General features: G+C 71.1%; 21 protein-coding genes and 1 pseudogene. 13 read left to right on the top strand and 9 right to left on the bottom strand.

What is annotated here, in order from left to right:
• Nucleotides 1–112 precede the first annotated feature (112 nt).
• From ACZ7OY_RS24190 to ACZ7OY_RS24135, 12 genes and pseudogenes are all read left to right on the top strand, one after another.
• Nucleotides 113–1,486: a M20/M25/M40 family metallo-hydrolase gene (locus ACZ7OY_RS24190; RefSeq protein ID WP_471913279.1), complete on the top strand. Its 1,374-nt coding sequence runs from the start codon at nucleotides 113–115 to the stop codon at nucleotides 1,484–1,486.
• A 253-nt stretch (nucleotides 1,487–1,739) separates the two neighbouring features.
• Nucleotides 1,740–3,584, top strand: a complete 1,845-nt coding sequence (locus ACZ7OY_RS24185; RefSeq protein ID WP_471913278.1) for an ABC transporter substrate-binding protein — start codon at nucleotides 1,740–1,742, stop codon at nucleotides 3,582–3,584.
• A 3-nt stretch (nucleotides 3,585–3,587) separates the two neighbouring features.
• Nucleotides 3,588–4,649 carry an ABC transporter permease gene (locus ACZ7OY_RS24180; RefSeq protein WP_471913277.1) on the top strand — a complete coding sequence of 354 codons (1,062 nt, stop codon included), beginning with the start codon at nucleotides 3,588–3,590 and terminating at the stop codon, nucleotides 4,647–4,649.
• The gene (locus tag ACZ7OY_RS24175) at nucleotides 4,646–5,611 is read left to right on the top strand and encodes an ABC transporter permease (RefSeq protein ID WP_471913276.1); all 966 of its coding nucleotides are present in this window, start codon (nucleotides 4,646–4,648) and stop codon (nucleotides 5,609–5,611) included. The genes ACZ7OY_RS24180 and ACZ7OY_RS24175 overlap by 4 nt, the downstream gene beginning before the upstream one ends.
• Before the next feature lie 5 nt (nucleotides 5,612–5,616).
• Entirely contained in the window at nucleotides 5,617–6,714 is a 1,098-nt protein-coding gene (locus tag ACZ7OY_RS24170) for an ABC transporter ATP-binding protein (protein WP_471913275.1), read from the top strand.
• Nucleotides 6,711–7,739 (top strand): ABC transporter ATP-binding protein, encoded by a 1,029-nt coding sequence (locus ACZ7OY_RS24165; RefSeq protein WP_471913274.1) that lies wholly within the window; start codon nucleotides 6,711–6,713, stop codon nucleotides 7,737–7,739. Before ACZ7OY_RS24170 ends, ACZ7OY_RS24165 begins: the two co-directional genes overlap by 4 nt.
• Nucleotides 7,736–8,593, top strand: a complete 858-nt coding sequence (locus ACZ7OY_RS24160) for a hypothetical protein (RefSeq protein WP_471913273.1) — start codon at nucleotides 7,736–7,738, stop codon at nucleotides 8,591–8,593. The genes ACZ7OY_RS24165 and ACZ7OY_RS24160 overlap by 4 nt, the downstream gene beginning before the upstream one ends.
• 30 nt (nucleotides 8,594–8,623) lie before the next feature.
• Complete coding sequence (gene menC, locus ACZ7OY_RS24155) at nucleotides 8,624–9,778, top strand: o-succinylbenzoate synthase (RefSeq protein WP_471913272.1); 1,155 nt, start codon at nucleotides 8,624–8,626, stop codon at nucleotides 9,776–9,778.
• Complete coding sequence (locus ACZ7OY_RS24150) at nucleotides 9,775–10,614, top strand: M55 family metallopeptidase (protein WP_471913271.1); 840 nt, start codon at nucleotides 9,775–9,777, stop codon at nucleotides 10,612–10,614. Before menC ends, ACZ7OY_RS24150 begins: the two co-directional genes overlap by 4 nt.
• Nucleotides 10,607–11,776 (top strand): M20/M25/M40 family metallo-hydrolase, encoded by a 1,170-nt coding sequence (locus tag ACZ7OY_RS24145; protein ID WP_471913270.1) that lies wholly within the window; start codon nucleotides 10,607–10,609, stop codon nucleotides 11,774–11,776. Before ACZ7OY_RS24150 ends, ACZ7OY_RS24145 begins: the two co-directional genes overlap by 8 nt.
• A 134-nt stretch (nucleotides 11,777–11,910) precedes the next feature.
• Nucleotides 11,911–12,846: a S66 peptidase family protein gene (locus ACZ7OY_RS24140; protein WP_471913269.1), complete on the top strand. Its 936-nt coding sequence runs from the start codon at nucleotides 11,911–11,913 to the stop codon at nucleotides 12,844–12,846.
• A 376-nt stretch (nucleotides 12,847–13,222) separates the two neighbouring features.
• A pseudogene (locus ACZ7OY_RS24135) lies at nucleotides 13,223–14,355 on the top strand (PP2C family protein-serine/threonine phosphatase).
• Nucleotides 14,356–14,465: 110 nt separating this feature from the next.
• On the opposite strand, the gene urtE reads toward ACZ7OY_RS24135, so the two are convergent.
• The 5 genes from urtE to urtA form a co-directional block, all read right to left on the bottom strand.
• Nucleotides 14,466–15,158: an urea ABC transporter ATP-binding subunit UrtE gene (gene urtE / locus ACZ7OY_RS24130; protein WP_471913469.1), complete on the bottom strand. Its 693-nt coding sequence runs from the start codon at nucleotides 15,156–15,158 to the stop codon at nucleotides 14,466–14,468.
• Between the two features lie 5 nt (nucleotides 15,159–15,163).
• Nucleotides 15,164–15,946 carry an urea ABC transporter ATP-binding protein UrtD gene (urtD, locus tag ACZ7OY_RS24125; protein WP_471913268.1) on the bottom strand — a complete coding sequence of 261 codons (783 nt, stop codon included), beginning with the start codon at nucleotides 15,944–15,946 and terminating at the stop codon, nucleotides 15,164–15,166.
• Complete coding sequence (gene urtC, locus ACZ7OY_RS24120) at nucleotides 15,943–17,070, bottom strand: urea ABC transporter permease subunit UrtC (protein WP_471913267.1); 1,128 nt, start codon at nucleotides 17,068–17,070, stop codon at nucleotides 15,943–15,945. Before urtC ends, urtD begins: the two co-directional genes overlap by 4 nt.
• The gene (gene urtB / locus ACZ7OY_RS24115) at nucleotides 17,067–17,954 is read right to left on the bottom strand and encodes an urea ABC transporter permease subunit UrtB (RefSeq protein ID WP_471913266.1); all 888 of its coding nucleotides are present in this window, start codon (nucleotides 17,952–17,954) and stop codon (nucleotides 17,067–17,069) included. The genes urtC and urtB overlap by 4 nt, the downstream gene beginning before the upstream one ends.
• Nucleotides 17,955–18,049: 95 nt before the next feature.
• Nucleotides 18,050–19,303, bottom strand: coding sequence for an urea ABC transporter substrate-binding protein (gene urtA / locus ACZ7OY_RS24110; RefSeq protein WP_471913265.1), 1,254 nt, complete (start codon nucleotides 19,301–19,303; stop codon nucleotides 18,050–18,052).
• 399 nt (nucleotides 19,304–19,702) lie between these two features.
• Here urtA and ACZ7OY_RS24105 point away from each other — a divergent pair, with 399 nt between their 5' ends.
• Entirely contained in the window at nucleotides 19,703–20,185 is a 483-nt protein-coding gene (locus tag ACZ7OY_RS24105) for a MarR family winged helix-turn-helix transcriptional regulator (protein WP_471913264.1), read from the top strand.
• Between the two features lie 96 nt (nucleotides 20,186–20,281).
• Here ACZ7OY_RS24105 and ACZ7OY_RS24100 read toward each other — a convergent pair whose 3' ends face one another.
• From ACZ7OY_RS24100 to ACZ7OY_RS24085, 4 genes are read right to left on the bottom strand one after another with little or no spacing between them, the layout of a single operon-like run.
• Nucleotides 20,282–21,388, bottom strand: coding sequence for an XdhC family protein (locus ACZ7OY_RS24100; RefSeq protein WP_471913263.1), 1,107 nt, complete (start codon nucleotides 21,386–21,388; stop codon nucleotides 20,282–20,284).
• A complete protein-coding gene (locus tag ACZ7OY_RS24095) occupies nucleotides 21,381–23,507 on the bottom strand; it encodes a xanthine dehydrogenase family protein molybdopterin-binding subunit (protein ID WP_471913262.1) in 2,127 nt (708 codons plus the stop codon). The genes ACZ7OY_RS24100 and ACZ7OY_RS24095 overlap by 8 nt, the downstream gene beginning before the upstream one ends.
• Nucleotides 23,504–24,496: an FAD binding domain-containing protein gene (locus ACZ7OY_RS24090; protein ID WP_471913261.1), complete on the bottom strand. Its 993-nt coding sequence runs from the start codon at nucleotides 24,494–24,496 to the stop codon at nucleotides 23,504–23,506. Before ACZ7OY_RS24090 ends, ACZ7OY_RS24095 begins: the two co-directional genes overlap by 4 nt.
• Nucleotides 24,493–25,071 (bottom strand): (2Fe-2S)-binding protein, encoded by a 579-nt coding sequence (locus ACZ7OY_RS24085; RefSeq protein WP_471913260.1) that lies wholly within the window; start codon nucleotides 25,069–25,071, stop codon nucleotides 24,493–24,495. The genes ACZ7OY_RS24090 and ACZ7OY_RS24085 overlap by 4 nt, the downstream gene beginning before the upstream one ends.
• Nucleotides 25,072–25,219 lie beyond the last annotated feature (148 nt).

The raw sequence follows: 25,219 nt of genomic DNA, 5'->3' as shown, positions 1-25,219 counted from the left end.
GTCTCCCCCGTCCCGCCTGTTCCCCGTTTCCGCGAGCTCGTCTCGCTGAGCCATCGACGGCAGAGGCCCCGTCCTCGCGCCCTGCCGCCGGGAAAGCAAGTGGTTCCTTCCCATGAACGACCCCTCCCTCTGTCAGGACGGCGGCGCTCCGTCGCCCGCCGAGGACGCCGCACTGATCTCCGAAGTCACCGAGCTGTGCGCCAGGTTGATCCGTTTCGACACCAGCAACTACGGCGGTGGCGATTCCCGCGGCGAGCGGGAGGCGGCCGAGTGGACCGCCGCACTGCTCGCCGAGTCCGGCTACGAGCCGGTGGTGCTGGAGTCGGCGCCGGGCCGGGCCAGCACCGTGGTCCGCATCCCCGGCGAGGACCGCGACGCCCCGGCCCTGTTGGTCCACGGCCACCTCGACGTGGTTCCGGCCGAGCCCGCCGACTGGAGCTTCGACCCGTTCTGCGGGGAGATACGCGACGGCGCGATCCTCGGTCGCGGGGCGCTGGACATGAAGGACATGGACGCGATGATGCTCGCGGCCGCCCGGTCCTGGGCGCGCCGCGGGGTGAAGCCCGCGCGTGACATCGTGATGGCGTTCGTCGCGGACGAGGAGGACACCGGTGAGCTGGGGGCGGGCTTCCTCGTCGACCGGCACGCGGACCTCTTCGAGGGCGTCACCACCGCGATCGGCGAGTCCGGCGGCTATTCGGTCCATCTGCCGGACGCCTCCCGGCTCTACCCGATCGCCGTCGGCGAGCGCGGCAGCGCGTGGATGGACCTGACGGCGCGCGGCGCGGCGGGTCACGGCTCCCGGCCCGGCACGGACAACGCCGTCGCCACCCTGGCGAACACCCTTGCCGCGCTGGCCGCGCACCGCTGGCCGGTGCGGATCGTGCCGGCGGTGGCCACGCTGCTGGAGGGGCTCAGTGCCCGTCTGGGCATCACGGTCGACCCGGCGGACCCCGCGTCCCTCGCGCAGTTGGGCGAGGCGGCCAAGCTGGTCGAGGCCACCGTCGCCAACACGCTCAACCCGACCATGATGAAGGCGGGTTACAAGCACAACGTCATCCCGAGCGAGGCGACGGCCGCCGTGGACGGCCGGATCCTGCCGGGCGCGGAGGAGGAGTTCTTCGCCACCGTGGACGCCCTGCTCGGCGAGAAGGTCTCGCGGTCCTTCCACAGTTTCGCCGCGCCGGTCTCGGCGGACCACACCTCGGCCGAGTTCGCACAGATGGCGGCGGCACTGCACCGCGCCGATCCTGAAGCGCTGGTGCTGCCGTTCATCATGTCGGGCGGCACCGACGCCAAGGCGTTCGCCCGACTGGGCATCCAGTGCTACGGGTTCGGCCCGGGCCTCACCCCGCCCGGCTTCGACGTGTGGCGGTATGTGCACGGCGTCGACGAGCAAGTCCTCGTCAGCAGCCTGGAGTTCGGCGTACGGGTGCTGGAGGACTTCCTGCGCACCGGCACCGGGTCCCAGAAGGCGCAGCGATGACCGCCCCGCACCTCCGCTGAACCCCGCGGGGACCGGCCACGGCACCACGGACCGGACCCGCCCACCAGACCCCCACCGCATGCATACACATATTCATGCATGCACCAATGCATTAACCAATGCATGAACCAATAAGTGCACTCTGCACGCACCATCACGCCCTGCGGCCCATCCCCGGGTCCTCGGCGCAGCGACCTCATCTCTCCCGTCCCCTCGCGGCCCCGCGCCGCCGGCACCTCCAGGAGAAGTCACGATGACCAAGCCCGCCCCCGTGCGCAGAACCGGCCGCAAGGCCGCCGCGCTCGCCACGTCGCTGCTGCTCGCCACCGGCGCGAGCCTCGCCCTCGCACCGGCCGCCACGGCCGACAACGGCGGCAGCACGCTGCGGATGCCGATCACCGGCATCGGCATCGACTCCCTCAACCCGTTCCTGGCCTACTTCGCGGGCAGCCTGGACGTGTTCGCCGGCATCTACCCGGCGCTGGACACCGTGGAGCAGGACGGCACCGTCAAGCCGTACCTGGCGGACTCCTGGACGACCTCCGACGACAAGCTCACCTGGACCTTCAAGATCCACAAGGGTCTGAAGTGGAGCGACGGCAAGCCGATCACGGCCGAGGACGCCGCCTGGACGTTCAACCTGATCATGAGCAACTCCACGGCGGCCACCGCCAACGGCTCCCTGGTGAGCAACTTCGCGTCGGTCACCGCGCCGGACGACACCACCCTGGTCGTGAAGACCAAGAAGCCGCAGGCCACCATGCTGTCGGTCAGCATCCCGGTGTCGGGCATCCCGATCGTGCCGAAGCACATCTGGGAATCCCACGTGACGGACCTGAAGAACTACAAGAACGACAGCTTCCCGATCGTCGGGTACGGCCCCTGGACGCTGACGGACTACAAGGCCGAGCAGTACGCCAAGTTCGACGCGAACAAGGACTTCGTGCTCGGCGCGCCCCACTACGACCACATGATCGAGCAGTCGTTCAAGAACACGGACGCCGCGGTGGCGGCCCTGCGCTCCGGCCAGCTGGACTACGTCAGCGGTCTCAACCCCACCCAGTACCAGGCGCTCAAGGGCCAGTCCGGCATCAAGGCCTACGAGCAGGTCGGCAACCGCTGGAGCGGCATCGAGGTCAACGGCGGCGCCCGTACCCGCGACGGCAAGAAGATCGGCACCGGTCACCCGGCGCTCGCCGACGTCAAGGTGCGTGAGGCGCTGGCACGCGCCATCGACCGGGCGACCATCGTGAAGAAGGTCCGCAACGGCCTGGCGGAGGTCGGCGGCAGCTATCTGCCGCAGTCGCTGCCGCAGTACGCGTGGCAGCCCTCCGACTCGGAGAAGTTCGGCTACGACCCGGCCAATGCCAACTCCGTGCTGGACGAAGCGGGTTACAAGAAGGGCTCGGACGGCATCCGGGTCGACCCGAAGTCGGGGCGCAAGCTGGAGTTCCGCCTGGGCATCCACTCCGACGACGACGGCGACGCCAAGGTGTCCACGTATCTCACGGGCTGGTTCAAGGAGATCGGCGTCAAGGCCGACATCCAGTCGATGAGCTCCGCCAAGCTCAACGCCGACCTGGCCAAGGGCGACTGGGACATCCTGATGGACTCCTGGTCGACCGGTCCCGACCCGACGTACCTGCTGGGCATCCAGACCTGCTCGGCGCTGCCCGACAGCAAGGGCGAGGGCGGCAGCACGGACTCGTTCTTCTGCGACAAGAACTACGACGACCTGTTCCTGCGTCAGCAGAGCGCCTTCGACGACAAGGAGCGGGCCGACCTGCTGCGTCAGATGCAGGCCATCCTGTACAAGGCCAACGAGAACATCATGATCTACAACGCCAGTGGTCTCGCCGCGTACCGCACCGACCACGTGAGCGGCATCGTGGCCGGCAAGGCGAACTCCGCCGGCGCCTACCCCGCGCAGAACTCCTTCCACCAGTACCTGAACGCGACCCCCGCCAAGTCCGCGTCCTCCTCCTCGGACGGCAACTCCGGCACGGTGATCGGCGCTTCGGCGGCCGTGGTGGTCGTCCTGGCCGCGGGCGGAGTGTTCCTGGCACGCCGCCGCTCCTCCTCCGACGACCGCGAGTAGACCGTGGCTGAAACAATCGACGCCACCGCCACCGGCGCCGTCACGGCCGAGCCCGCCGCCCCGAGCGGCGGGCTCCGGCCCGGCTCCGGCTTCGCCCGCTACCTCGCCACCAAGCTGGTGGCCGCGGCCATCAGCTTCCTGGCCACCCTCGTCATCGGGTTCGTCCTGTTCAGCCTGATGCCGGCCGACCCGGTGCAGTCCATCACCCGCGGCCGGCCGACCAGCGACGCGCAGATGGCGCAGCTGCGCCACCAGCTCGGCCTGGACCAGTCGGTGCCCGAACGCTTCCTCCACTTCGTCACCGACACCCTGACCGGTCACCTGGGAGACTCCTGGGAGTTCCAGCAGCCGGTCAGCTCCCTGATCGGCGACCGGCTGTGGCCGACCCTGCTGCTGATGGGCACCGCCACCGTCATCTCGGTGGCTCTCGGCCTCTGGCTGGGCGTCAGGTCCGGCTGGCGTCACGGGAGTTGGCTGGACCGTATCGCCACCGGCGCGTCCCTGACGCTGTGGTCGGTGCCGACGTTCTGGCTGGGCATGATCCTGCTGATCACCTTCAGCGTCGGCATCGGTCCGGTCCCCGGCTTCCTGCCCGCGGGCGGGATGAGTGACCCGGCGATCACCGGCGGCCTGGACCACGTCCTCGACGTCGCCAAACACCTGGTCCTGCCCTGTCTGACCATGGTCCTGGTGGTCTTCGCCCAGTACGTCGCCGTCATGCGCTCGTCGATCATCGACGAGCTGGGCAGCCCGTACCTGCTCACCGCGCGGGCCAAGGGCCTGCGGGACGACGACGTACGGCGCCGGCACGCGGTGCCCAACGCCCTGCTGCCCTCGGTCACCATGATCTTCATGCACCTGGGCACGGTGCTCGGAGGTGCCATCACCGTGGAGACCGTGTACTCCTGGCCGGGCCTGGGCCAGCTCAGCTACCAGGCCCTGAAGGTGCCCGACCTGCCCCTGCTGCAGGGCACGTTCATCGTCTTCAGCGCGTCGGTGATCCTCATGAACCTGCTCGCCGACGTGATCTACCGCTTCCTCGACCCCCGGGTGCGTGCCCAGTGACCCACCACGAACCCCTCACCGAGGCCGTCTCCCCGCCGCAAGCCGGGGCCGACCCCGCGCCGCCGGTCGCGCCGGCCACACGGCCGCTCGCACCGAAGCCGCGCCACGACGGATTCGCCGGCTTCGTCCGCTCCTTCGTCCGCATCCGTTCCGGCGTGGCCGGCCTCACCATCCTGGTCGTGTTCGGTCTGCTGGCCGTCTGCGCGCCGCTGTTCATCTCGGACAACGACCTCGACGTCATCAAGGTCGACGGGCCCTCCCTGCACTCCCCGACCGACGGCTACCCGCTCGGCACGGACCAGGAGGGACGCTCCATCCTCCTGCTGGTCATCTGGGGAGCGCGCTCCTCGCTGTCCATCGGTCTGATGGCGACGGCGCTGACGGTGGTGCTCGGCAGCGCGGTCGGCCTGGTCGCCGGGCACTACGGCGGCTGGATCGGCAAGGCGCTGATGCACCTCACCGACTGGTTCATCGCGCTGCCGAGCCTGCCGCTGGCCATCTCCCTGTCGGCCGTGATCGGGCAGGGCACCGCGTCCATCACCATCGCCATCGCGGTCACCAGCTGGTCCTCCACGGCCCGGCTGGTACGGGCGCAGACCCTCGCGGTGGAGGCCAAGCCCTTCATCGAGCGGGCCAGGGCGCTGGGCGCGGGCGGTCCGCAGGTGATGCTGCGGCACGTCCTGCCGAACGTCACCCCGCTGATCCTGGTCTCCTCCACCCTGACGGTGGCCTCGGCGATCCTGTCCGAGGCGACCCTGACCTTCCTCGGTCTGGGCGACCCGACGGGCATCTCCTGGGGCGCGATGCTCAACTCGGCGCTGAGCGGCGGCGCCGTCACCTCCGGCGCCTGGTGGTACCTGTACCCGCCGGGCATCGCCATCCTGATCGTCGTCCTCGGCTTCACCCTGACCGGCCGCGCCGTGGAGACCCTTCTCAACCCGAGGTCGGTGAAGACACGTTGAACGCGATGCTGGAGGTCAAGGACCTCGAGGTCACGTACCGCAGCGGCGGGCGCACGGTGCCCGCCGTGCGCGGGGTGGACCTCACCCTGGACGCCGGGCAGACGCTCGGCCTGGCCGGCGAGTCCGGCTCGGGCAAGTCCACGCTGGCGATGAGCCTGCTGCGGCTGCTGCCGGCCGCCGCGAAGGTCACCGGCCAGGTGCTCTACCAGGGCGAGGACCTGCTCACCGCCAAATGGAGCCGGATGCGCGCGGTGCGCTGGGCGGAGGCCTCCGTGGTCTTCCAGGGTGCGATGACCGCGCTCAACCCGGTGCACACCATCGGCGACCAGCTCGTCGAACCGATCCTGCTGCACGGCCGCAGGGGCGGCGAGGAGGGCGGCCGCATCACCGACAAGCAGGCCCGCGCCCGCGCGGGCGAACTGCTGGAGTCGGTGGGCGTACCGGCGCGCCGGATGCGCAGCTATCCGCACGAGTTCTCCGGCGGCCAGCGACAGCGCATCATGATCGCGATGGCGCTGGCCTGCCGCCCGAACCTGATCATCGCGGACGAGCCGACGACGGCGCTGGACGTGATGGTGCAGGCCCAGATCCTGGACCTGCTCTCGGACCTGGTGCGCGACGAGGGCATCGGCGTCATCATGATCAGCCACGACCTGTCCGTCCTCGGCCAGATGTGCGACCGCCTCGCCGTGATGTACGCCGGTGAACTGGTCGAGTCCGGCCCGTCCCGGCAGCTCCTGGACGACCCGCGGCACCCCTACACCCGGGCGCTGTCGCGTGCGTTCCCCACCATCGGCGACCCCGCCTCGCGCAGGGCGCCGGCCGGCCTGCCCGGCGACCCGCCCGACCCGGCCGCCCTCGGCATCGGCTGCCCGTTCGCGGCGCGCTGTCCCGACGTGCACGAGGTCTGTACGGAGACGCCCGCACGGCTGGTGGCGGCCGGTCCCGGCCGGCTGTCGGCGTGCCTGCGGGTGCTGCCGGACTTCCCCGACGTCTCCCCGGACCTGCCCGAATCCAGCGCGGACGCGCCTGTTCCGCCCTCAGACGTACCGGAACTCTCCCCGGACGCGCCCGAGCCCTCCGCGGAAGGAGCCGTCTCATGACCGCCACCACCACCGGCACGGTCGACGGACCCACCGCTGCCACGGCGCCCGCGCTGGAGGTTCGCGACCTGCGCATCACCTATCCGCCCCGGGCCGGCCGCGGCCCCGCCCGGGCGGTGGACGGCGTCGACCTCGAACTGGGCCGCGGCGAGATCCTCGCGCTGATCGGCGAGTCCGGCTGTGGCAAGTCCACCCTGGCCCGCGCGCTGACCGGCCTGGTCAAGCCCACGTCCGGCCAGGTGCTGTGCGACGGCGAGCCGCTGCGCTACACGAGCGCCGCGCTCAAGGCGCACCGCCGCAAGGTCCAGTTTGTCCTCCAGGACCCCGGCGGCGCGCTGAACCCGCGGCAGAACGTCTTCGACGCCGTCGCCGAGGGGCCCCGCCTGCACCGGATGCGGGACGGCCTCGAAGAGCGGGTGCACACCGCGCTCTCCAAGGCCGGACTGCGCCCTCCGGAACACTTCCTGTCGCGATTCCCGCACGAGATGTCCGGCGGCCAGCAGCAGCGCGTCGTGATCGCGGGCGCGCTCGCCCTGGAACCCTCCGTGATCGTCGCCGACGAGCCGGTGGCCTCGCTGGACGCCTCGGTGCGCGGCGAGATCCTGAAGCTGGTCCTCGACCTGCGCCGCGATCTGGGCCTGTCCTCCCTGGTGGTCAGTCACGACCTGGGTCTGGCCTGGAACATCGCGGACCGGGTGGCGGTGATGTACCTGGGCCGGATCGTCGAGGTCGGCACCGTCGAGGAGGTCCTGCTCGCGCCCAAGCACCCGTACACCAAGGCACTCCTTTCCGTGGTGTCCGCCGAGGGCACCCGCGGCGGACGGCCGCAACTGCTCCAGGGCGAGCCGCCGGACCCGACGGCCGTACCCGACGGCTGCCGGTTCCACCCGCGCTGCCCGCTGTGGGCCGGCCTCGACGCGGCGGGCCGCGCCCAGGCGGGCTGCGACCGGCGGACGCTGCCGGTGCTGCCGGCCCAGGCGCCCACCGGCGGTCGGGCCGCGTGTCACCTCGCGAGCGTGTCGTGAACCCGACGGCGACACCCAGGAGCGCACCCCGGACCCCGCAGGGCCCGCCGCTGGTCGTACGGGACGTGGACGGCCCGCTCGAGATGGCCGACTGCGTCGCGCTGTACGAGCGGGTCATGGGACTGCGTCCCGGCGACGGCAGCCTCAACCCCCGTCTGCTCACCGCCCTGCAGCACAACAGCGGGCTGGTCCTCGGCGCCTATCTCGGCGACGACCTGGTGGGATTCACCTACAGCTTCCTCGCCCGCGAGAAAGCCACGGACGGAAACGGCTCGCGCCTGTACCAGTACTCGCAACTCGCCGTGGTGGCGCACGAGCGCCAGGGCCTCGGCATCGGACGGCTGCTCAAGCTCGGCCAGCGCGAACGCTGCCTCGCGGAGGGCACCACGCTGATCCGCTGGGCGTACGACCCGATGCAGACCCGCAACGCCCACTTCAACCTGGACGTGCTCGGCGCGGTCGTGGACTCGTTCAAGTCCGCGATGTACGGCACCTCCGGTTTCGGCGCCGCCACCGGCGAGTCCACCGACCGTTTCATCGTCTCCTGGCACCTGGACGACCCGGCGCGACCGGCCGGGACCGCGCCCGCCGCGCCGCCCGGCGGCCACCACGCCGGCGAGATGTACCACGACGGCGACGACCGGATCGTGGTCCTGCCCGACGACTGGCACCGGCTGCGGGCCGAGACCGGTCCGGAGCACGCCGCCCGGCTGCGCGGCCGGCTCAGCGGCACCTTCGCCCGGCTGCTCGCCGACCGTTACGCGGCCGTCTCCTGCGTACGTCTGCCGGACGGCCTCGCCGCGTACCGCTTCACCCCCCGGGCCGCCGCTCACCCCACGCTTCCCCGCCCCTGACCGGGCCCCGCACGGTAGGACACCCCACAGATGACCGTCACTCTTGCCGAGATCGAGCTGGCGCTGGTCCGGCTCGACCTCGTCCACTCCTTCGAGACCAGCTCGCACCGCAAGTCCCACCTGGAGCACATCGTCGTCCGCACGACCGCCGAGGACGGCAGCGTCGGCTGGGGCGAGTGCGCCTCGCCCAGCGACCCGTACTACTGCGGCGAGTCCACGTCGAGCTGCTGGCAGGTGCTCGGCGACTACCTGGCCCCGATGCTGCTCGGCCGCCCATGGGAGCACCCCGGCGAGGCGGCAGGGATCACCGCCAAGGTGAGCGGCAACCACTTCGCCCGCGCCGGCCTCGACATGGCCTGCTGGGACCTGTACGGGCAGCAGCGGGGCGAGCCGCTCGCGGACGTGCTCGGCGCCGACGCCGACACGGTGGCCGCCGGGGTGAGCCTCGGCATCGAGCCCACGATCGACGCGCTGCTCGCGCAGGTCTCGCGGCACGTCGCCGACGGCTACCGCCGGATCAAGCTGAAGATCCGTCCCGGCTGGGACCTCGAACCGGTCCGCGCCGTCCAGGACGCCTTCCCCGGCGTAGCCCTCCAGGTCGATGCCAACACCGCGTACCGGCCCGAGCAGGAAGCAGTCTTCGCCGAGCTGGACGGCCGCGGCCTGCTGATGATCGAGCAGCCGTACGCCGCCACCGACCTGCTCTCGCACGCCCGGCTCGCGGCCCGGCTCGACACCCCGGTCTGCCTCGACGAGTCGGTCACCACCGCGGACGTGCTGCGCACCGCGCTGCACCTGGGCGCCGCCGACATCGTCAACATCAAGGTGTCCCGGCTCGGCGGGCTCGGCCCGTCGAAGACCGTGCACGACCTGTGCCTGGAGGCCGGTGTGCCGGTGTGGTGCGGCGGGATGCACGAGTTCGGCATCGGCCGGGCCGCCAACCTGGCCCTCGCGGGCCTGCCCGGGTTCACGCTGCCCTCGGACGTCTCCGGCTCGGACAAGTACTACCGGCGCGACATCGTCACGCCGCCGATCCGCGCCGTGGACGGCATGGTCGCCGTGCCCCGCTCGCGTCCCGGCCTCGGCCTGGACGTCGACGTCGAGGAACTGGCCCGGCACACCGTACGGACCTGGACGATCCGTCCCGGCACCCATCACGACACCCCGAAGGAGCAGGCAGCATGAAGGTCCTGATCTCGGCCGACATGGAGGGCGTCACCGGCGTCACCTTCCCCGACGACTGCGAGCCGGGCCACCCCCGATGGGAGTACCACCGACGCTTCCTCACCGAGGACGTCAACGCCGCCATCGCCGGATTCGCCGCCGCCGGCGCCACGGAGATCCTCGTCAACGAGGCCCACGCCGACCAGCGCAACCTCCTGCTCGACCGGCTCGACCGGCGGGCCAGGCTGCTCATCGGCACGCACAAGCCGCTGGGCATGATGGAGGGCATCGACCGGTCCCCGGACGCGGTCGCGTTCGTCGGCTACCACACCGGCGCCGGCCAGCCCGGCGTCCTCGCCCACACCTATCTGCCCAACACCATCACCGCGGTCCGCATCAACGGCGAGCCCGCCTCCGAGGGCCGTATGAACGCGCTCCTCGCCGACGAGTACGGCGTCCCGGTCATCCTGGTCACCGGCGACGACCTGACGTGCGAGGACGCCCGCGGCTGGGCGCCGCACGCCGCGCACGCCGTGGTCAAGACCTGCGTGGACCGCTACTCCGCGATCTGCCTGCCGCCGGAGCTGAGCGCCGCCCGGATCACCGAGGCCGCCCGCGAAGGCCTCGGCGCCCTGCCCGCCCCCACCGGTCCGCTCGCCCCGCCCGCCGAGGGCTACACCTACGAGGTGTCCTTCGACGCCGCCCACCTGGCACCCGCTGCCTGTTACATCCCCGGAATCGTCCAGACCGACCCGCTGACCGTACGGTTCACACTGCCGACGATGTACGAGGCGATCCGCTGCTTCCGTGCGCTGACCCGGGTCGTCACCTCCGCCGTGGAGAACTGCTATGGCTGAGCCGACCAAACTCCTCGCTCTCGCCCGCACGTCCGGCGACCGTGTCCTCGAACGCTGGGAGCGCCTGGTCTCGTTGGAGACGCCCTCCGCGGACGCCGGCCTCGCGGCCGTGTTCGGCACGGAACTCGCCGCGGGCCTCGCCGCCACGGCCGACCGGATCGAGCACCCGTCGGGACCGGGCGGCGACCACCTGGTGGCGTACTGGAACGGCCGCGGGACACCGTCCCCGGACGGGGACGGTGTGCGCACCGGGCACACGCTGCTGGTGGCGCACAGCGACACCGTCTTCGAGGCCGGCACGACCGCCCGGCGGCCCTTCACGCTCGCCGAGGACGGCGACACCGTCACCGGCCCCGGCGTCTTCGACATGAAGGGCTCCCTGGTAGCGGTCGAACTGGCCATGGACCTGCTGTCGCGCACCGGCGCCGCGCCGAGGCGTCCGGTCCGGCTGGTGGTGGTCAACGACGAGGAGATCGGCAGCCCCGACGGCGCCCGTCTGGTGGCGCGCCACGCCGAGGGCGCCCACGCGGTGCTCGGCCTCGAACCGCCCCTGCCCGGCGGCGCGTTGAAGATCGGCCGACGGGGCGTGGCCCGGGTCCGGCTGAGCGTGCGGGGGGTCAGCGCCCACGCCGGTCTCGACGCCGCCCTCGGCGTCTCCGCGATCGACGAACTCGTCGACCAGCTCGCGTCGTTGCGGGCCACGGCCGCCTCCTTGCCGGACGCCGCGCTGAACGTCGGCACCATCACCGGCGGCACCCGGGCCAACGTGGTCGCCGACCACGCCGAGGCGGAGATCGGCCTGCGCTACGCCACCCCCGAGACCGAACAGGCCCTGCTGAAGGCCGTACTGGAACCGACGCCGGTCCGGGAGCGGGCCGCCCTGTCCGCGCGGGCGCTGTCCCACCGCCCGGCCTGGGCGATGGACCCCGCCAACCCGCTGGCCGCCGAACTGGTGGCGCTGGCAGGCACGTTGGGCCTGGAGCTGCCGCTCGGCTCGTCCGGCGGCGCGGGCGACACCAACCTCACCGGTGCGCTCGGCATCCCGACCGTCGACGGACTCGGACCGGCGGGCGCGGGCGCCCACGGCGAGGACGAACACGCCTCGCTTTCCTCGCTGTTGGAGCGGGCGGCACTCCTCGCGGCGTTCCTGGAGTCCCACTGACCGCAGGCCCGGTCCGTCCGCCTACGCCATCGGTTCCATCAGCCCACACCGCGGCCCCCTCGCCGCGCCACTGTCCGCCCACCGCCCGCCGCGCGTCGCGCATTGCGCATTGCGCATCGCCCTCAAGGAGTCCCATGCCCACGCCCGCCCTGCCCCCGGAGGGGCTCGTCCGCCCCGCCGCGCCCCGGCCCGGTGACCGGGTCGCCGTCATCGCCGCCAGCGGCCCGCCCAACCAGGAGAACCTGGAGATCGGCCTCGAATCGCTGCGCGGCCTCGGTCTCCAGCCCGAGGTCTTCACCTCCGCGCGCGCAGGCGGCGAGTACCTCGCCGGAGACGACTCGCTGCGCGCCCGCGACCTCACCGCGGCGCTCACCGATCCGGCGTTCACGGCCGTCTTCTGCGCAGCCGGCGGCTACGGCGCCCAGCGCACCCTCGAACTCGTCGACTGGGACGCCGTCGGCACCCCCACCCCGCGCACCGTCATCGGCTTCTCCGACGTGACGGCCCTGCTGGAAGCGGTGGCCGTGAAGCTGGGCTGGACGGGGCTGTTCGGCCCGATGCCCGCCATCCGCGGCTTCCACCCCGGGCGCGCCGACTTCGACGCGCTCGCCGCAGTGCTCACCGACCCCACCTCGGTGAAGGAGCTGCGCTTCCCGGACTCCCGTCCCCTGGTCGGCGGCACCGCGGAGGGCGTCACCCTCGGCGGCACGGTCACCCTGCTGGCCTGCTCGCTGGGCACCGACACGTCGCTGCCGGCCCGCGGCGGGATCGTCCTGCTCGAGGACGTCGACGAGGAGACCTTCCGGCTGGACCGCTTCCTCACCCAGCTGCGCCGCGCCGGCTACTTCGACGGCGCCGCGGGCATCGTCTGCGGCACGTTCACGGACTGCGGCACCCGCGAGCGCGTCGAGGAACTGCTGCACGACCGGCTCGGCGACCTCGGTATCCCGGTCCTGGTCGGCGCGGACATCGGCCACGGCGTCCCGCAGCAGACGTTTCCCGTCGGCGTCCGGGCCCGCCTCGACGCGGACGCGGGCGTCCTGACGTTCCTGGACCCCGTGCTCGCCTGACCGACCAGGCGGGTGGAGAAGGCAGGGCGCGGTAAGGGCTCCTCGCCGCCCTCTCCGCCTGACATCCGGACCGCCGACCGCGCAGCGCGCCCGCAGGGCCCACACCGGCCATCACCGCCCGTTCCATGCCACTGCCGGAACGTCAACGGCCGAGTCCTGTCACACCCTTACGACCGCGCCCCCGAGTGCAGGAGGCTCGGGGGCGCAGCCAGACCGGCAGGGCAGGAGGCATCAGGCCGGACGACTGCCCGCTGCACCGCGTTCGACCCGGATCGCCTGCCGTGACCAGGGCTTGTCGTCCGGCGGGGCGCGGCCACCCTCCTGCCGAGCTTGCCTACGGTATGGGGGAGAATATTCCGTCTGTCCCGGAGGTCTCGTGCTCCGCAAGCATGCGAAGAAGAAGGCGCGTCCGGTCGAGGCCATCGAACCACCGAGCACGGCCGAAGCGGTGATCGTCGTCGCCTCGGTGACACTGGTGGTCGCGATCCTGGACGTCGTGTCGCAGTCCCCGGTGTGGCTCCTGGGCCTTCTCGTGTTCCTTCCGGGGTCCGCATCGGCGCTGTGCACCGTCCGCCAGACCAAGTTCGTGTTCGCCTGGACCGAACTCGTGGTCATCGTGACCCTGCTGGTCCGGCACGGTGAGGAGCGGCCACTGCTCGACAGGATCCTCATGATTCTGCTCACCCTGGTCCTGGGCGCCGCCTCCGTCTACGCCTGCCACCGCCGCATCAACCGCGAGCAGGAGATGCTGCGGCTGCGCTCCACCGCGGCCGCGATGCAGCGCCACATCCTGCGCCCATTGCCCATGCTCACCGATGACGTCCTGGTGAACGGCCTGTACGAGCCCGTACAGGAGGACCGGCTGGTCGGCGGCGACATCTACGACGTCGTCGAATCACCCTGGGGGACCGGGTGCTCATCGGTGACGTCCAAGGCAAAGGACTCCCCGCGGTCGGCGCCGCGTTCGCCGTCATCGGTGCCTTTCGCGCCACGGCTCACCACGAGCCCACGCTGACCGCTCTCGTCGACGCCCTGGACGCCTCCGTCGTGCGGCACAACTCCTACGCGGCGACGACCGGCGACGACGAACGGTTCGTCACCGCGCTCATCCTCAACATCGATGCGGGCGCGGAGGCACAGGCCATCAACTGCGGCCACATCCTGCCGCAGGTGCTGCAGGAGGCCAGCGTGACGACACCGGTCCTCACGTCCGGCGTCCCCCTCGGGCTGGGGGACCTTGCCACCGAACCCGTGACCGTCGACTGGTTCGTCTTCCCGCCCGGCGCGACTGTGCTGCTGACCACGGACGGACTCACCGAGACCCGCGCCGACGACGGCGCCTTCTTCCCCCTCACCGAGCGCCTGACCGAACGCCTCGCCCAGCCCACGCCGCCCTCCCCCACCGACCTGCCGCGTGCGCTCTACGACGACGCACGTGCGTTCGCCGGGGACGACGAGCAGCACGACGACGTGGCGGTGCTGACACTGCGACGGTCACCGAACCGCTGAGAATTCCGGCGGTCGTACACAGCACACGCTGCTCGCGGCCAGGGCACCGGGTCCGGCCGGACCGGCGCCGCCGTCCGGCTCGGCCGGACCGCCTCGGTCCCGTCCGGAACTCACACGCTGAGCACCGCCCGTACGGCCTGTTCCGCGGCTGTTCCGCCCTCGCCCGAGGACGTCACCCGCCCGGCCTCCAGTACGTAGTACCGCTGGGCGGCGCGCATGGCGAACCCGACGTGCTGTTCGACGAGGAGGACGCAGAGGCCGCCGCGCCGGGTGAGGGCGAGGATCGTCTCCTCGATCTCGGCGACGACCGACGGCTGGATGCCCTCCGTCGGCTCGTCGAGCAGCAGGAGCCTGGGGCGGGTGATCAGCGCGCGGGCGATGGCGAGTTGCTGGCGCTGGCCGCCGGAGAGCAGGCCGGCGCGGCGGCCGGACAGCTCGCGCAGGACCGGGAAGAGGTCAAGTGCCTCGGCGGTCGCCGCTCTGCCGTCGGGGCGGCCGTCGGCCACGAGTCGGAGGTTCTCGGCGGTGGTGAGGTGGGGGAAGCACTGCTGGCCCTGGGGGACGTACGCCATCTTGCGGGCGACCCGCTGGTGCGGGGCGAGGTGGGTGATGTCCTCGCCGTCGAGCCGGACGGTGCCGCTCCTGGGCTTGATGAGGCCCATGGCGGCGCGCAGCAGCGTGCTCTTGCCGGCGCCGTTGTGGCCCAGGACGGTGGCGACTCCGTCCTTCGGGACGGTGACCGTGACGCCGTGCAGGACCGTGGTGCGGTCGTAGCCGGCCTGGACGGAGCTGATCTCCAGCATCTGACTCACGCCTCCTCGGCGACGGCCACGGCTGTGGCGGGAGCGGGCTCGGGTTCCGTGGTCCGGCCGAGGTAGACCTCCTGGACGTCGGCGTCGGCCTGGACCTCGGCGACGGTGCCCTCGCTGAGGACCTTGCCGGCGTGCAGGACGCTGACGCTGCGGGCGAAGGAGCGCATGAAGTCCATGTCGTGCTCGATGACGACGACCGTGCGGTCCGTGCTGATCCGCTGGAGCAGCGCGCCGGTCGCCTCGCGCTCGTCGTGGCTCATGCCGGCGACCGGTTCGTCGAGCAGCAGCAGCCGCACGTCCTGGACGAGCAGCATGCCGATCTCCAGCCACTGCTTCTGCCCGTGGGCGAGGACGCCGGCGGGGCGGTCGCGCAGGTGGGTCAGCCCGGTGGTCTCCAGCGCCCTCGCCACCGGCTCGGGGATGCCTGTTCGGCGCCGGAGCATCGTCCACGGGCCCCGCCCGGCGCCCGCCGCGATATCGAGGTTCTGCAGGACGGTCAGCTCCTCGAAGACCGTGGCCGTCTGGAACGTACGTCCGATCCCCAGGCGGGCGATCTTGTGGACCGGCCTGCCCAGCAGGTCCTGGTCGCCGAAACGCACCGAGCCGGTGGCCCTCACCAGGCCGGTGACGGCGTCGACGAGGGTGGTCTTGCCGGCGCCGTTGGGGCCGATGAGGAAGCGCAGGTCTCCGGGGTGGATGTCGAGGTCGACGCCGTCGACGGCCGTGAAGCCGTCGAAGATCACCCTCAGGTCGCGGACGGTCAGTCCCTCGCCGCTCATGCCGTCTCTCCCGTCGTACGAGTAGCGGTACCGGTGGCGGTACGGCGTCGGCGCAGGACGACGCCCAGGGAGGCCAGACCGCCGGGCAGGAAGCAGACCGCGACCACGAACAGCAGGCCCTGGAGATACGTCCACGCGGCGGGGAAGGCGTCGGACAGCGTGCTCTGCGCCCAGGCCACCGCGATCGCGCCGAGCACCGCGCCGACCAGCGAGGCCCGGCCGCCGACCGCCGCGCCGATGACGAAGCCGATGGAGGGCACGATCCCGATCAGCGCCGGGGAGATGATCCCGACGGCCGGGACGAAAAGGGCGCCGGCCAGGCCCGCCATGCCGGCCGCGAGGACGTACGCGACGAGCTTGACGTTGGCCGGGTTGTAGCCGAGGAAGCGCACCCGCTCCTCGGAGTCCCGTGCGGCGACGAGGAGTTCACCGAACCGGCTGACGAACAACTGGCGGGCGCCGATCATCAGGAGCAGCAGGACGGCGGCGATGACGAAGTACACCATCCGCTGGTTGACGGGGTCGTCGAGGGAGTAGCCGAAGAAGCCCTGGATGTCGGTGAGGCCGTTGGTGCCGCCGGTAGTGGCCTGCTGGCCGATCAGCCAGATGGACAGGGCGGCGGCCAGCGCCTGGCTGAGGATCGCGAAGTAGGCGCCCTTCACCCGGCGGCGGAAGACGAAGAAGCCGAGCAGCGCGGCGACCGCCATCGGCAGCAGCACCGTCATGGCGAGCGCGAAGCCCGGATCGGCGAACGGCTTCCACCACCAGGGCAGGGTGTCGCCGGTGCCGTACAGCTGCATGAAGTCGGGCAGGGTCTCGCCGGTGGCGGCCGCGTCGGTGAGCTTGAGGTGCATGGCCATGGCGTAGCCGCCGAGGCCGAAGAAGACGCCCTGGCCGAGCACCATCAGCCCGCCACGGCCCCAGGCGAGGCTGACGCCGACCGCGACCATCGCGTAACACAGGTACTTGGCGAGGAGGTTGAGGCGGAAGTCGGAGAGGACGACGGGTGCGACGCCGAGGAGGAGAACGGCGCCGAGAACGAACCCGGCAGGGACGCGGAACCGCTGAAGCGGGGACGTGGGCGACGGCGCCGCCACGGCGGACGTGGGAGTGGTCGTCGTCATGCCAGGCTCCGGGTGCGCAGTGTGTACAGGCCCTGGGGTCGCCACTGCAGGAAGGCGACGATCGCGACGAGCACGATGACCTTGGCGACGCTGACCGTCGTCGAGTATTCGAGGACCGATTGCAGGATGCCCAGGGCGAAGGCGGTGATGACACTGCCCTTGAGCTGTCCGATGCCACCCACGACGACGACCAGGAAGGCGTCGACGATGTAGTTGGTTCCCATCGTCGGGCCGATCGGGCCGACCAGGGTGAGGGCGACGCCGGCCACGCCCGCGAGGCCCGAGCCGATGAAGAAGGTGATGCGGTCGACGTGGCCGGTGGCGATTCCGGAGACCTCGGCCAGGTCGCGGTTCTGGACGACGGCCCGGATACGGCGGCCCAGTGGCGTGAGTTTCAGGATGAGCGTGAGGGCGAGGACGCTCAGCAGGGCCAGGCCCAGGATGAACAGGCGGTTGTTGGCGAAGGTGATGCCGCCGCCCAGCGCGATGTTGCCGGTGAGGATGTCGGGCGCGGCGGTCTGTACATTGGGGGCGCCGAAGATGTCGCGGGCGAGCTGCTGGAGCATCAGCGAGACGCCCCAGGTCACCAGCAGCGTGTCCAGCGGGCGTGTGTAGAGGCGGCGGATGAGCAGCCACTCCAGCAGGGCGCCCAGGGCTCCGGCGGCCAGGAAGGCGATCGGCAGAGCGACGAGCAGCGAGACGCCCGCGCTGGTGATGGACTTCTGCAGCACGTACGTGGTGTAGGCGCCGGCCATGATGAACTCGCCGTGCGCCATGTTGATCACACCCATCTGGCCGAAGGTCAGGGTCAGGCCGAGGGCGATGAGCAGCAGGACGGCACCGATGCTGATGCCGGTGAGGGACTGGTTGAGGATGACCGTCATGGGGTCGGCTCCGGGTCGGGGGCAAAGGGTGTACGCGTGTGCCGTGGGCCCGGACCTCTGCGGAGGGCCGGGCCCGATGCCGGGCGGGGCGTGGCTCAGGAGAGTCCGGAGGCCCAGGAGTAACCCTTGAGGTACGGGTCCGGCTTGACCGGCTTGCCGGAGTTCCACACCTCGCTGATCAGGCCGTCGGAGCCGACCTTGCCGATCCGGGCGGTCTTGTGGACATGCTGGGTGGCGCCGTCCACGGTCACCTTGCCCTCGGGGGCTTCGAGTTCGATGCCGTCGGAGGCGGCCCTCACCTTCGCCACGTCGAAGGACCCGGCCTTCTCGACCATCGCCTTCCACAGGTGGACGGAGATGTACGCGGCCTCCATCGGGTCGGAGGTCGGCTTGTCCTTGCCGTACGCCGCCTGGTACGCGGCCACGAACTTCGTGTTGGCCGCGCCCGGCGTGGTCTCGTAGTAGTTCCAGGCTGTGAGCTGGCCGTCCAGGTACTGGGTGCCGATGCTCTTGACCTCCTCCTCGGCGATGGAGACCGAGAGCACCGGCAGGCTCTTCGCGGTCAGGCCCGCGGACTTGTACTCCTTGAAGAAGGCCACGTTGGAGTCACCGTTGAGGGTGTTGAACACGGCGTCCGCACCGGCGCCCTTGACCTTGTTGACGATGGTTCCGAACTCCGTGGAACCGAGGGGGGCATAGTCCTCGCCGACGACCTCCATGCCGTTGGCCTTCGCGTACGCCTTGATGATTTTGTTGGCGGTACGCGGGAAGACGTAGTCGCTGCCGACCAGGTAGAGCTTGGTCAGGCCCTGCTTCTTGAGGTAGTCCAGCGCGGGCACGATCTGCTGGTTCGTGGTGGCGCCGATGTAGAAGATGTACGGCGACTGCTCCAGGCCTTCGTACTGCACGGGGTAGAACAGCAGCGACTTGTACCGTTCGAAAACCGGCTTGACGGCCTTTCGGCTGGCCGAGGTCCAGCAGCCGAAGGTGGCCACGACCTTGTCGTCCTTGATGAGGGCCTCTGCCTTCTCGGCGAAGGTGGGCCAGTCGGAGGCGCCGTCCTGGCTGACGGCCTCGAGCTTCTTGCCCAGCACGCCACCGGCGGCGTTGATCTCCTTCACCGCGAGCAACAGCGCGTTGTGGACGGTGACTTCACTGATCGCCATGGTGCCCGAGAGCGAGTTCAGCAGGCCGACCTTGACTGTGTCGCCGGACGTGTCGGCCTTGGCGCCGGAGCCGGTGGACGCGGTGTCACCCGTCTTGGCGCCGCACGCACTCAGGGCGGCGGATACGCCTGCGGCCGAGATACCGGCGAGGAGACCGCGTCGGCTGATGCTGAACCCGGACATGCACAACCTCCTTGCCCCGAAGGGCGATGTGAAGAGAGCGGAAAGACTCTGGGGAGGGAATGAAGGGGTAGGCGCTTCAGAAGTGGCGGTGTCGGCGCACGGGTTCCCCAGCCGTTCCGGGGTGGTGTCCGGGCTGGTCGCTGAAGTGCGACACAGCCTGCGGGGAAACTGTTTCGACCGCGTTTCGGAGCAATTGAAGAACAGTTTCCAGTGAAAGTAACGCGGGCGTCCGAAATCGAAGAAGCCGCTGCCGAATACATCTGCCGAGGGCATCACAACAACGGCGATCAATGCTTCCCACAGAAAGGAACAGTTATTCTGATTCCCTCATTTCAAGAGCCCGGTGATCGACGGTAGCCTCAGGCGCACCGGCCGGCGAGCGCGAGTGGAGGAGCACGCATGGCGAGACGGCCGCAGGAACTGCTCTACCTGCTCACGCGGGCCGAACGTCTCGCCGAGCGGCGAGTGCAGTGCGTCCTGGACGAGTTCGAGTGCTCCGTGGAGGCATGGCGAGTGCTCGACCTGCTCTCCGACGGCCAGGGCCACAACATGACCGCCCTCGCCGACCACGCCTTCCTGCCGGCTCCCAGCCTCACCAAGCTGATGGACCAACTCGTCGACCAGAACCTGGTCTACCGTCGTACCGACCCGGCCGACCGGCGCCGCGTCCTGGCCCGTCTCACCCCACGGGGCATGCAGCGCTGGCAGTCGATGGCGCGTGAGGTGCGTTCTGACTGGCTGGACTTGGACCATCTGCTGGCGAGCGGGGAACTGCAGCACCTGCTCGCACAGCTCGCCGAGGCCCTGGAAGGACGGTGCACGACCGTTGCAGCACGCCCGACAACAGGGCGTACGGCGAAGGCGGTCGAGCGAGCACATTGAAGTCGGGCCCGGCCCCGGCTGCGGGGGCAGGACCCGGGCGGCCCGGCCGCGCGGGTCCCGCTCACCTTGCTTCAGGCGTGGTCGACACGGGAGGAGTCAGTGGATCGGTGTTCTCGTGCCGCTCAGGGGACGACCCGTTCCGCCTCGGTGGGCGGCGACGATCTCCGCCGCGATGGACAGGGCGGTCTCCTCGGGTGTACGGCCTTTCAGGTCGAGCCCGATGGGCGACTTGAGCCGCGCCAACTCCTCCTCGCTCAGGCCTGCTTCACGCAGTCGGCGGTCCCGGTCGGCATGGGTACGGCGTGAACCCATCGCGCCCACGAAGGCGACCGGCAGCCGTAGTGCGACCTCCAGCAGGGGGATGTCGAACTTGGCGTCGTGCGTCAGGACGCACAACACGGTCCGTTCGTCGGTCCTGGTGCCCCGCAGATAGCGGTGCGGCCAGTCCACGACGACCTCATCCGCTCCGGGGAAACGGGCCGGTGTGGCGAACACCGGCCTGGCATCGCACACGGTGACGTGAAAGCCCAGGAACTTACCGGCCCGTACCAGTGCCGCGGCGAAGTCGACCGCGCCGAACACGATCATCCGCGGCGGCGCTGTGCCGGCCTCCACGAGCAGGACGAGCCCGTCCGGGCAGTGCGAGCCGTCCGGCGACAGCTCGACGGTGCCGGTGCGGCCCGCGTCGAGCGCGGCCCGGGCCTGTGCCGCGGCTGTGCGGTCGAGGTCGTCGTGAATCCCGAGACCGCCTTCCGTGGAGCCGTCGCCATGTACGAGGAGGGCAGTACCGAGGTGCTCGGGCGAGCCCTCGACGACTCGGGCCAGGGCCACCGGCTCGCGCTTGTCCAGGGCGTGCAGGGCGGATTTCAACAGTGTCCTGACCGGTGTGTCAGCGAGCACGGGCGTGACGATCACGTCGAGGACGCCGCCGCAGGTCAGGCCCACGGCGAAGGCGTCCTCGTCGCTGTAGCCGAAGCGTTCCACGCTGCCGCGCCCGGTCTCCAGCGCCTGGGCGCACAGGTCGTGGACCGCGCCCTCGACGCAGCCCCCCGACACCGAGCCGATGACAGTGCCGGCCCGGTCGACGGCCAGGGCGGCACCGGGACCGCGCGGTGCGCTGCCGCTGACGGACACCACCGTGGCCACGGCGATGTCACGGCCGTCGTCCAGCCAGGCCCGCAGTTCCGGGAGCAGGTCAAGCATCGGTGCCCGCCGTCGGAAGAACGCGGTCCGGGCGGATCGGCAGGCTGCGATGCCGTACGCCTGTGGCATGCCAGACGGCGTTGGCGATGGCGGCCGCGGCACCGACGATGCCCACCTCGCCGATGCCCTTGATGCCGGACGGGTCGTCGGGGTCGGCGTCGTCCACCCAGTCCGCCTCGATGTGCGGGACGTCGGCGTGCGTGGCCACGTGATAGCCGGCCAGGTCGGCGCCGACAGTGCCGCCGAACGCCGGATCGCGCACGGCTTCCTCGTGCAGGGCCATGGAGATGCCCCAGATCATGCCGCCGGTGAACTGGCCGCGCGCGGTCAGCGGGTTGACGATGCGCCCGGCGGCGAAGATGCCGAGCATGCGCCGTACTCGGACCTCGCCCGTGGCCGGGTCCACGGCGACCTCGGCGAACTGGGCGCCGTAGGAGTGGCGTTCCAGGTTCGCCAGCGCGGCGATCTGTGCGGTGGTGTCCGATCGCACGGTGATTCCCTCCGCGGGCATCGCCATGCCGGGGACGAGGCGCTCTCGCAGGTCGCGGGCGGCCGCGATGACGGCCATGGACCAGGAGCGCGTGCCCATCGAGCCGCCCGCGATCATCGCGAAGCCGAACTCGCTGTCCCCGATCAGCACGGTCACCCGCTCCGGGGGGACGTCCAGGGCGTCCGCCGCGACGAGGGTGAGCGCGGTCCGTGCGCCGGTGCCGATGTCGGCGGCCGATATCCGTACGGTGAAGCGGCCGTCGGTTTCGGCGGTGACGGTGGCGGTGGAGGGGGCGGCCCCCGCGGGGAAGGACGCGGCGGCGGTCCCGGTGCCCAGCAGCCAGCGGCCGTCACGCCGCACGCCCGGGCGGGGATCACGCTCGGCCCAGCCGAAGCGGCGCGCTCCTTCTTCGAAGCAGGCGCGCAGGTTGCGGCGGGCGAAGGGCAGGCCGGAGACCGGGCCTCTTTCGGGTTCGTTGCGCAGCCGGAGTGCGATCGGGTCGATGCCGCATTTCTCGGCGAGTTCGTCGAGTGCGGCTTCGAGGGCGAAGGATCCTGGCGCCTCACCGGGTGCGCGCATGAAGGTGGGGCTGGGTACGTCGAGCCGGACGACGCGGTTCTCCGTGTGGTGGGCGTCGGCGTCGTACATCACCCGCGCCACGCCGGCGCTCGGCTCGACGAACTCGTACACCGTGGCCGTGCGGCTCACCGAGCGGTGGTCCAGGGCGCGCAGCCGCCCGTCGGCGTCGGCCCCGAGCCTGACCCGCTGCACCGTCGGGCTGCGATGCCCGGCCAGCGTGAACATCTGGGGCCGGGTCAGCGCCACGCGCACCGGCCGCCGGAGAATCATCGCGGCCATCGCGGCCGCCACTTGGTGAGCGCGAACGCCCTTGCTGCCGAAGCCGCCGCCCACGTGCTCCGAACGCACCCGTACCGATGCGGGATCGAGCGAGAACAGGTTCGCCAGCTCGCCCAGCACCCAGGTGGCGCCCTGGTTGGAGTCGACGACCTCCAGACGGCCGTCCTCCCAGCGGGCGGTCGCCGTATGCGGCTCCATGGGGTGGTGGTGTTCCTCCGGGGTGGTGTACTCCTCGTCCACGACGGCGGCCGACGCGGCCAGTGCGGCTTGCAGGTCGCCCTTGTCCGTCACCCCGGGCATGTGCCCGTCCACGGGGTAGGAACCGGGATGGTCTCCGTCGAACTCGGTTTCGTGCGGCAGCAGTTCGTACTCGACGACCAGGGACTCGGCCGCCTCGCGCGCCTGCTCGGGCGTCTCCGCGACGACGAGGGCCACCGGCCAGCCCAGGTGGGGCACGGTGTCGTTCTGGAAGACGGCGTAGGTGGGATCGGGCTTGATGCCCATCAGTCCGACGTAGTCGGTGTTCAGGCGTGGGGCGCTGCGGTGGTCCAGGACGGCGAGGACGCCGGGCATGTCGAGGACGGGAGCGCTCGCGATGTCACGAACGCGCCCCCGTGCCACGGTGGACAGCGCCAGCCAGCCGTAGCAGAGTCCGGTGAAGGGGATGTCGCCGGCGTAGCGTGCCGCGCCGGTCACCTTGTCCCGGCCCTCCACCCTCGTACGAGCCGTACCGACCGCGCGTACGGCGGTCTTCTGTGCCGTGGTCGTCATCGCGTGGCCTCCTCGTGGAGCTCGCTCAGCACGGCCACGGTCAGGTTGCGCATCAGGGTCACCTTGTATCCGTTGTGCGGCAGCGGCCGGGCCGCCCGCAGTTCGGCTTCGGCGGCGGCCGCGTACGTCTCGGCGGTGGCGGGCGCCCCGATCAGGGCCCGCTCGGCGGCACGGGCGCGCCAGGGCCTGGAGGCGACCGCGCCGAACGCGAGGCGCGCGTCGCGCACGATGCCGTCGCGAATGTCGATCGCGGCGGCAACGGATGCGAGCGCGAAGGCGTAGGAGGCGCGCTCGCGTACCTTGCGGTACCGGGAGCGGGCCGCGACCGGCACCGGCGGCAGGGAGACACCGGTGATCAGCGCACCCGCCGGCAGGGCCGTCTCGCGGTGCGGCGTGCCGGCGACCGGCAGATACATCCGCTCCAGCGGCAACTCGCCGGATCCGTGCGCGGTTTCGTAATGCACGACGGCGTCGAGGGCGGTCAGGGCGACGGCCATGTCCGAGGGGTGTACGGCCACACAGGCCTCGGATGCGCCGAGGATCGCATGGTTGTGGTGCTCGCCGCTGAGGGCCGGACAGCCGCTGCCGGGGGTGCGCTTGTTGCACGGCTTGGTCGTGTCGGTGAAGTAGGCGCAGCGGGTGCGCTGGAGGAGGTTGCCGCCGACCGTGGCCATGTTGCGCAGCTGGCCGGAGGCACCGGCGAGTACTGCCTGGGCCAGCATCGGATAGTGGCTGCGGACGTCGGGGTGGGCGGCGAGGTCGCTGTTGGTGACCGTGGCGCCGACGCGCAGTCCGCCGTCCGGGGCCGGCTCGATCCGGTCCAGCGGCAGCTGCCGTACGTCGACGAGGCGATCGGGCCGTTCCACGCCGCACTTCATCAGGTCGACCAGGTTGGTGCCGCCGGCGAGGTAGCGCGCGTGCGGATCGGCGTCGAGGAGGGCGACGGCACCCGGCACGTCGGAGGCCCTGCGGTAGTCGAACTCCTTCATGCGGCAGCCTCCGCGGCCTGTGTCCGGACATCCGCATCCGGTGCGGCGTCTGCCTCGGCGGCTCGTGCGACTGCCTGGACGATCGACGTATAGGCGCTGCACCGGCACAGGTTGCCGCTCATCCGCTCGCGGATCTCCGCGGGAGTCAGGGGTGCCGGCCCGGCTGCCGGACGTACATCGCCCGAAACGGCACTCGGCCATCCGGCGGAGTGCTCCGCGAGCATGCCGATCGCCGAACATATCTGTCCGGGTGTGCAGTAGCCGCACTGGTAGCCGTCCAGTTCGAGGAACGCCTGCTGGACGGGATGCAGCCGGTCGCCCTCCGCGACACCTTCGATCGTGGTGATCTCACGCCCTTCGGCCGCGACCGCGAGTTGCAGACAGGCCACCGTCCTGCGGCCGTCGACCAGAACGGTGCAGGCACCGCACTGGCCTTGATCGCAGCCCTTCTTGGTGCCGGTCAGGTCGAGCCGCTCGCGCAGGGCGTCGAGCAGGGTGGTGCGGTGATCGACGGGCAGCGTGTGCTGCTCGCCGTTGATGTGCGGGGTGATGACACTGGACGTCGTTAAGTCCATGAACAACTTCCTTCTCACACAAGCTGCTTGACGTACGCCGACCTCGGCGCGGCGCGGGACGGCCACGTGCGGTGCGCGTCGCCGTGGTGATGGCGTGGACGGCATCGCAGGTGATCCGGCCCGCGCGGGGATGTCGGTGAGGGCGCTC

This window comes from Streptomyces sp. NPDC107559, from assembly GCF_055657365.1.
Note: the sequence above shows the minus strand (reverse complement) of the source record. Positions and strands in the feature narration are given on the sequence as shown.

Bases quoted from the DNA above. Each gene is read 5' to 3' on its own strand.
- ACZ7OY_RS24190 (WP_471913279.1), top strand. From the start codon at position 113: ATGAACGACCCCTCCCTCTGTCAGGACGGCGGCGCTCCGTCGCCCGCC.
- ACZ7OY_RS24185 (WP_471913278.1), top strand. From the start codon at position 1,740: ATGACCAAGCCCGCCCCCGTGCGCAGAACCGGCCGCAAGGCCGCCGCG.
- ACZ7OY_RS24170 (WP_471913275.1), top strand. From the start codon at position 5,617: ATGCTGGAGGTCAAGGACCTCGAGGTCACGTACCGCAGCGGCGGGCGC.
- ACZ7OY_RS24165 (WP_471913274.1), top strand. From the start codon at position 6,711: ATGACCGCCACCACCACCGGCACGGTCGACGGACCCACCGCTGCCACG.
- menC (WP_471913272.1), top strand. From the start codon at position 8,624: ATGACCGTCACTCTTGCCGAGATCGAGCTGGCGCTGGTCCGGCTCGAC.
- ACZ7OY_RS24150 (WP_471913271.1), top strand. From the start codon at position 9,775: ATGAAGGTCCTGATCTCGGCCGACATGGAGGGCGTCACCGGCGTCACC.
- ACZ7OY_RS24145 (WP_471913270.1), top strand. From the start codon at position 10,607: ATGGCTGAGCCGACCAAACTCCTCGCTCTCGCCCGCACGTCCGGCGAC.
- ACZ7OY_RS24140 (WP_471913269.1), top strand. From the start codon at position 11,911: ATGCCCACGCCCGCCCTGCCCCCGGAGGGGCTCGTCCGCCCCGCCGCG.
- urtE (WP_471913469.1), bottom strand. From the start codon at position 15,158: ATGCTGGAGATCAGCTCCGTCCAGGCCGGCTACGACCGCACCACGGTC.
- urtD (WP_471913268.1), bottom strand. From the start codon at position 15,946: ATGAGCGGCGAGGGACTGACCGTCCGCGACCTGAGGGTGATCTTCGAC.
- urtC (WP_471913267.1), bottom strand. From the start codon at position 17,070: ATGACGACGACCACTCCCACGTCCGCCGTGGCGGCGCCGTCGCCCACG.
- urtB (WP_471913266.1), bottom strand. From the start codon at position 17,954: ATGACGGTCATCCTCAACCAGTCCCTCACCGGCATCAGCATCGGTGCC.
- urtA (WP_471913265.1), bottom strand. From the start codon at position 19,303: ATGTCCGGGTTCAGCATCAGCCGACGCGGTCTCCTCGCCGGTATCTCG.
- ACZ7OY_RS24105 (WP_471913264.1), top strand. From the start codon at position 19,703: ATGGCGAGACGGCCGCAGGAACTGCTCTACCTGCTCACGCGGGCCGAA.
- ACZ7OY_RS24100 (WP_471913263.1), bottom strand. From the start codon at position 21,388: ATGCTTGACCTGCTCCCGGAACTGCGGGCCTGGCTGGACGACGGCCGT.
- ACZ7OY_RS24095 (WP_471913262.1), bottom strand. From the start codon at position 23,507: ATGACGACCACGGCACAGAAGACCGCCGTACGCGCGGTCGGTACGGCT.
- ACZ7OY_RS24090 (WP_471913261.1), bottom strand. From the start codon at position 24,496: ATGAAGGAGTTCGACTACCGCAGGGCCTCCGACGTGCCGGGTGCCGTC.
- ACZ7OY_RS24085 (WP_471913260.1), bottom strand. From the start codon at position 25,071: ATGGACTTAACGACGTCCAGTGTCATCACCCCGCACATCAACGGCGAG.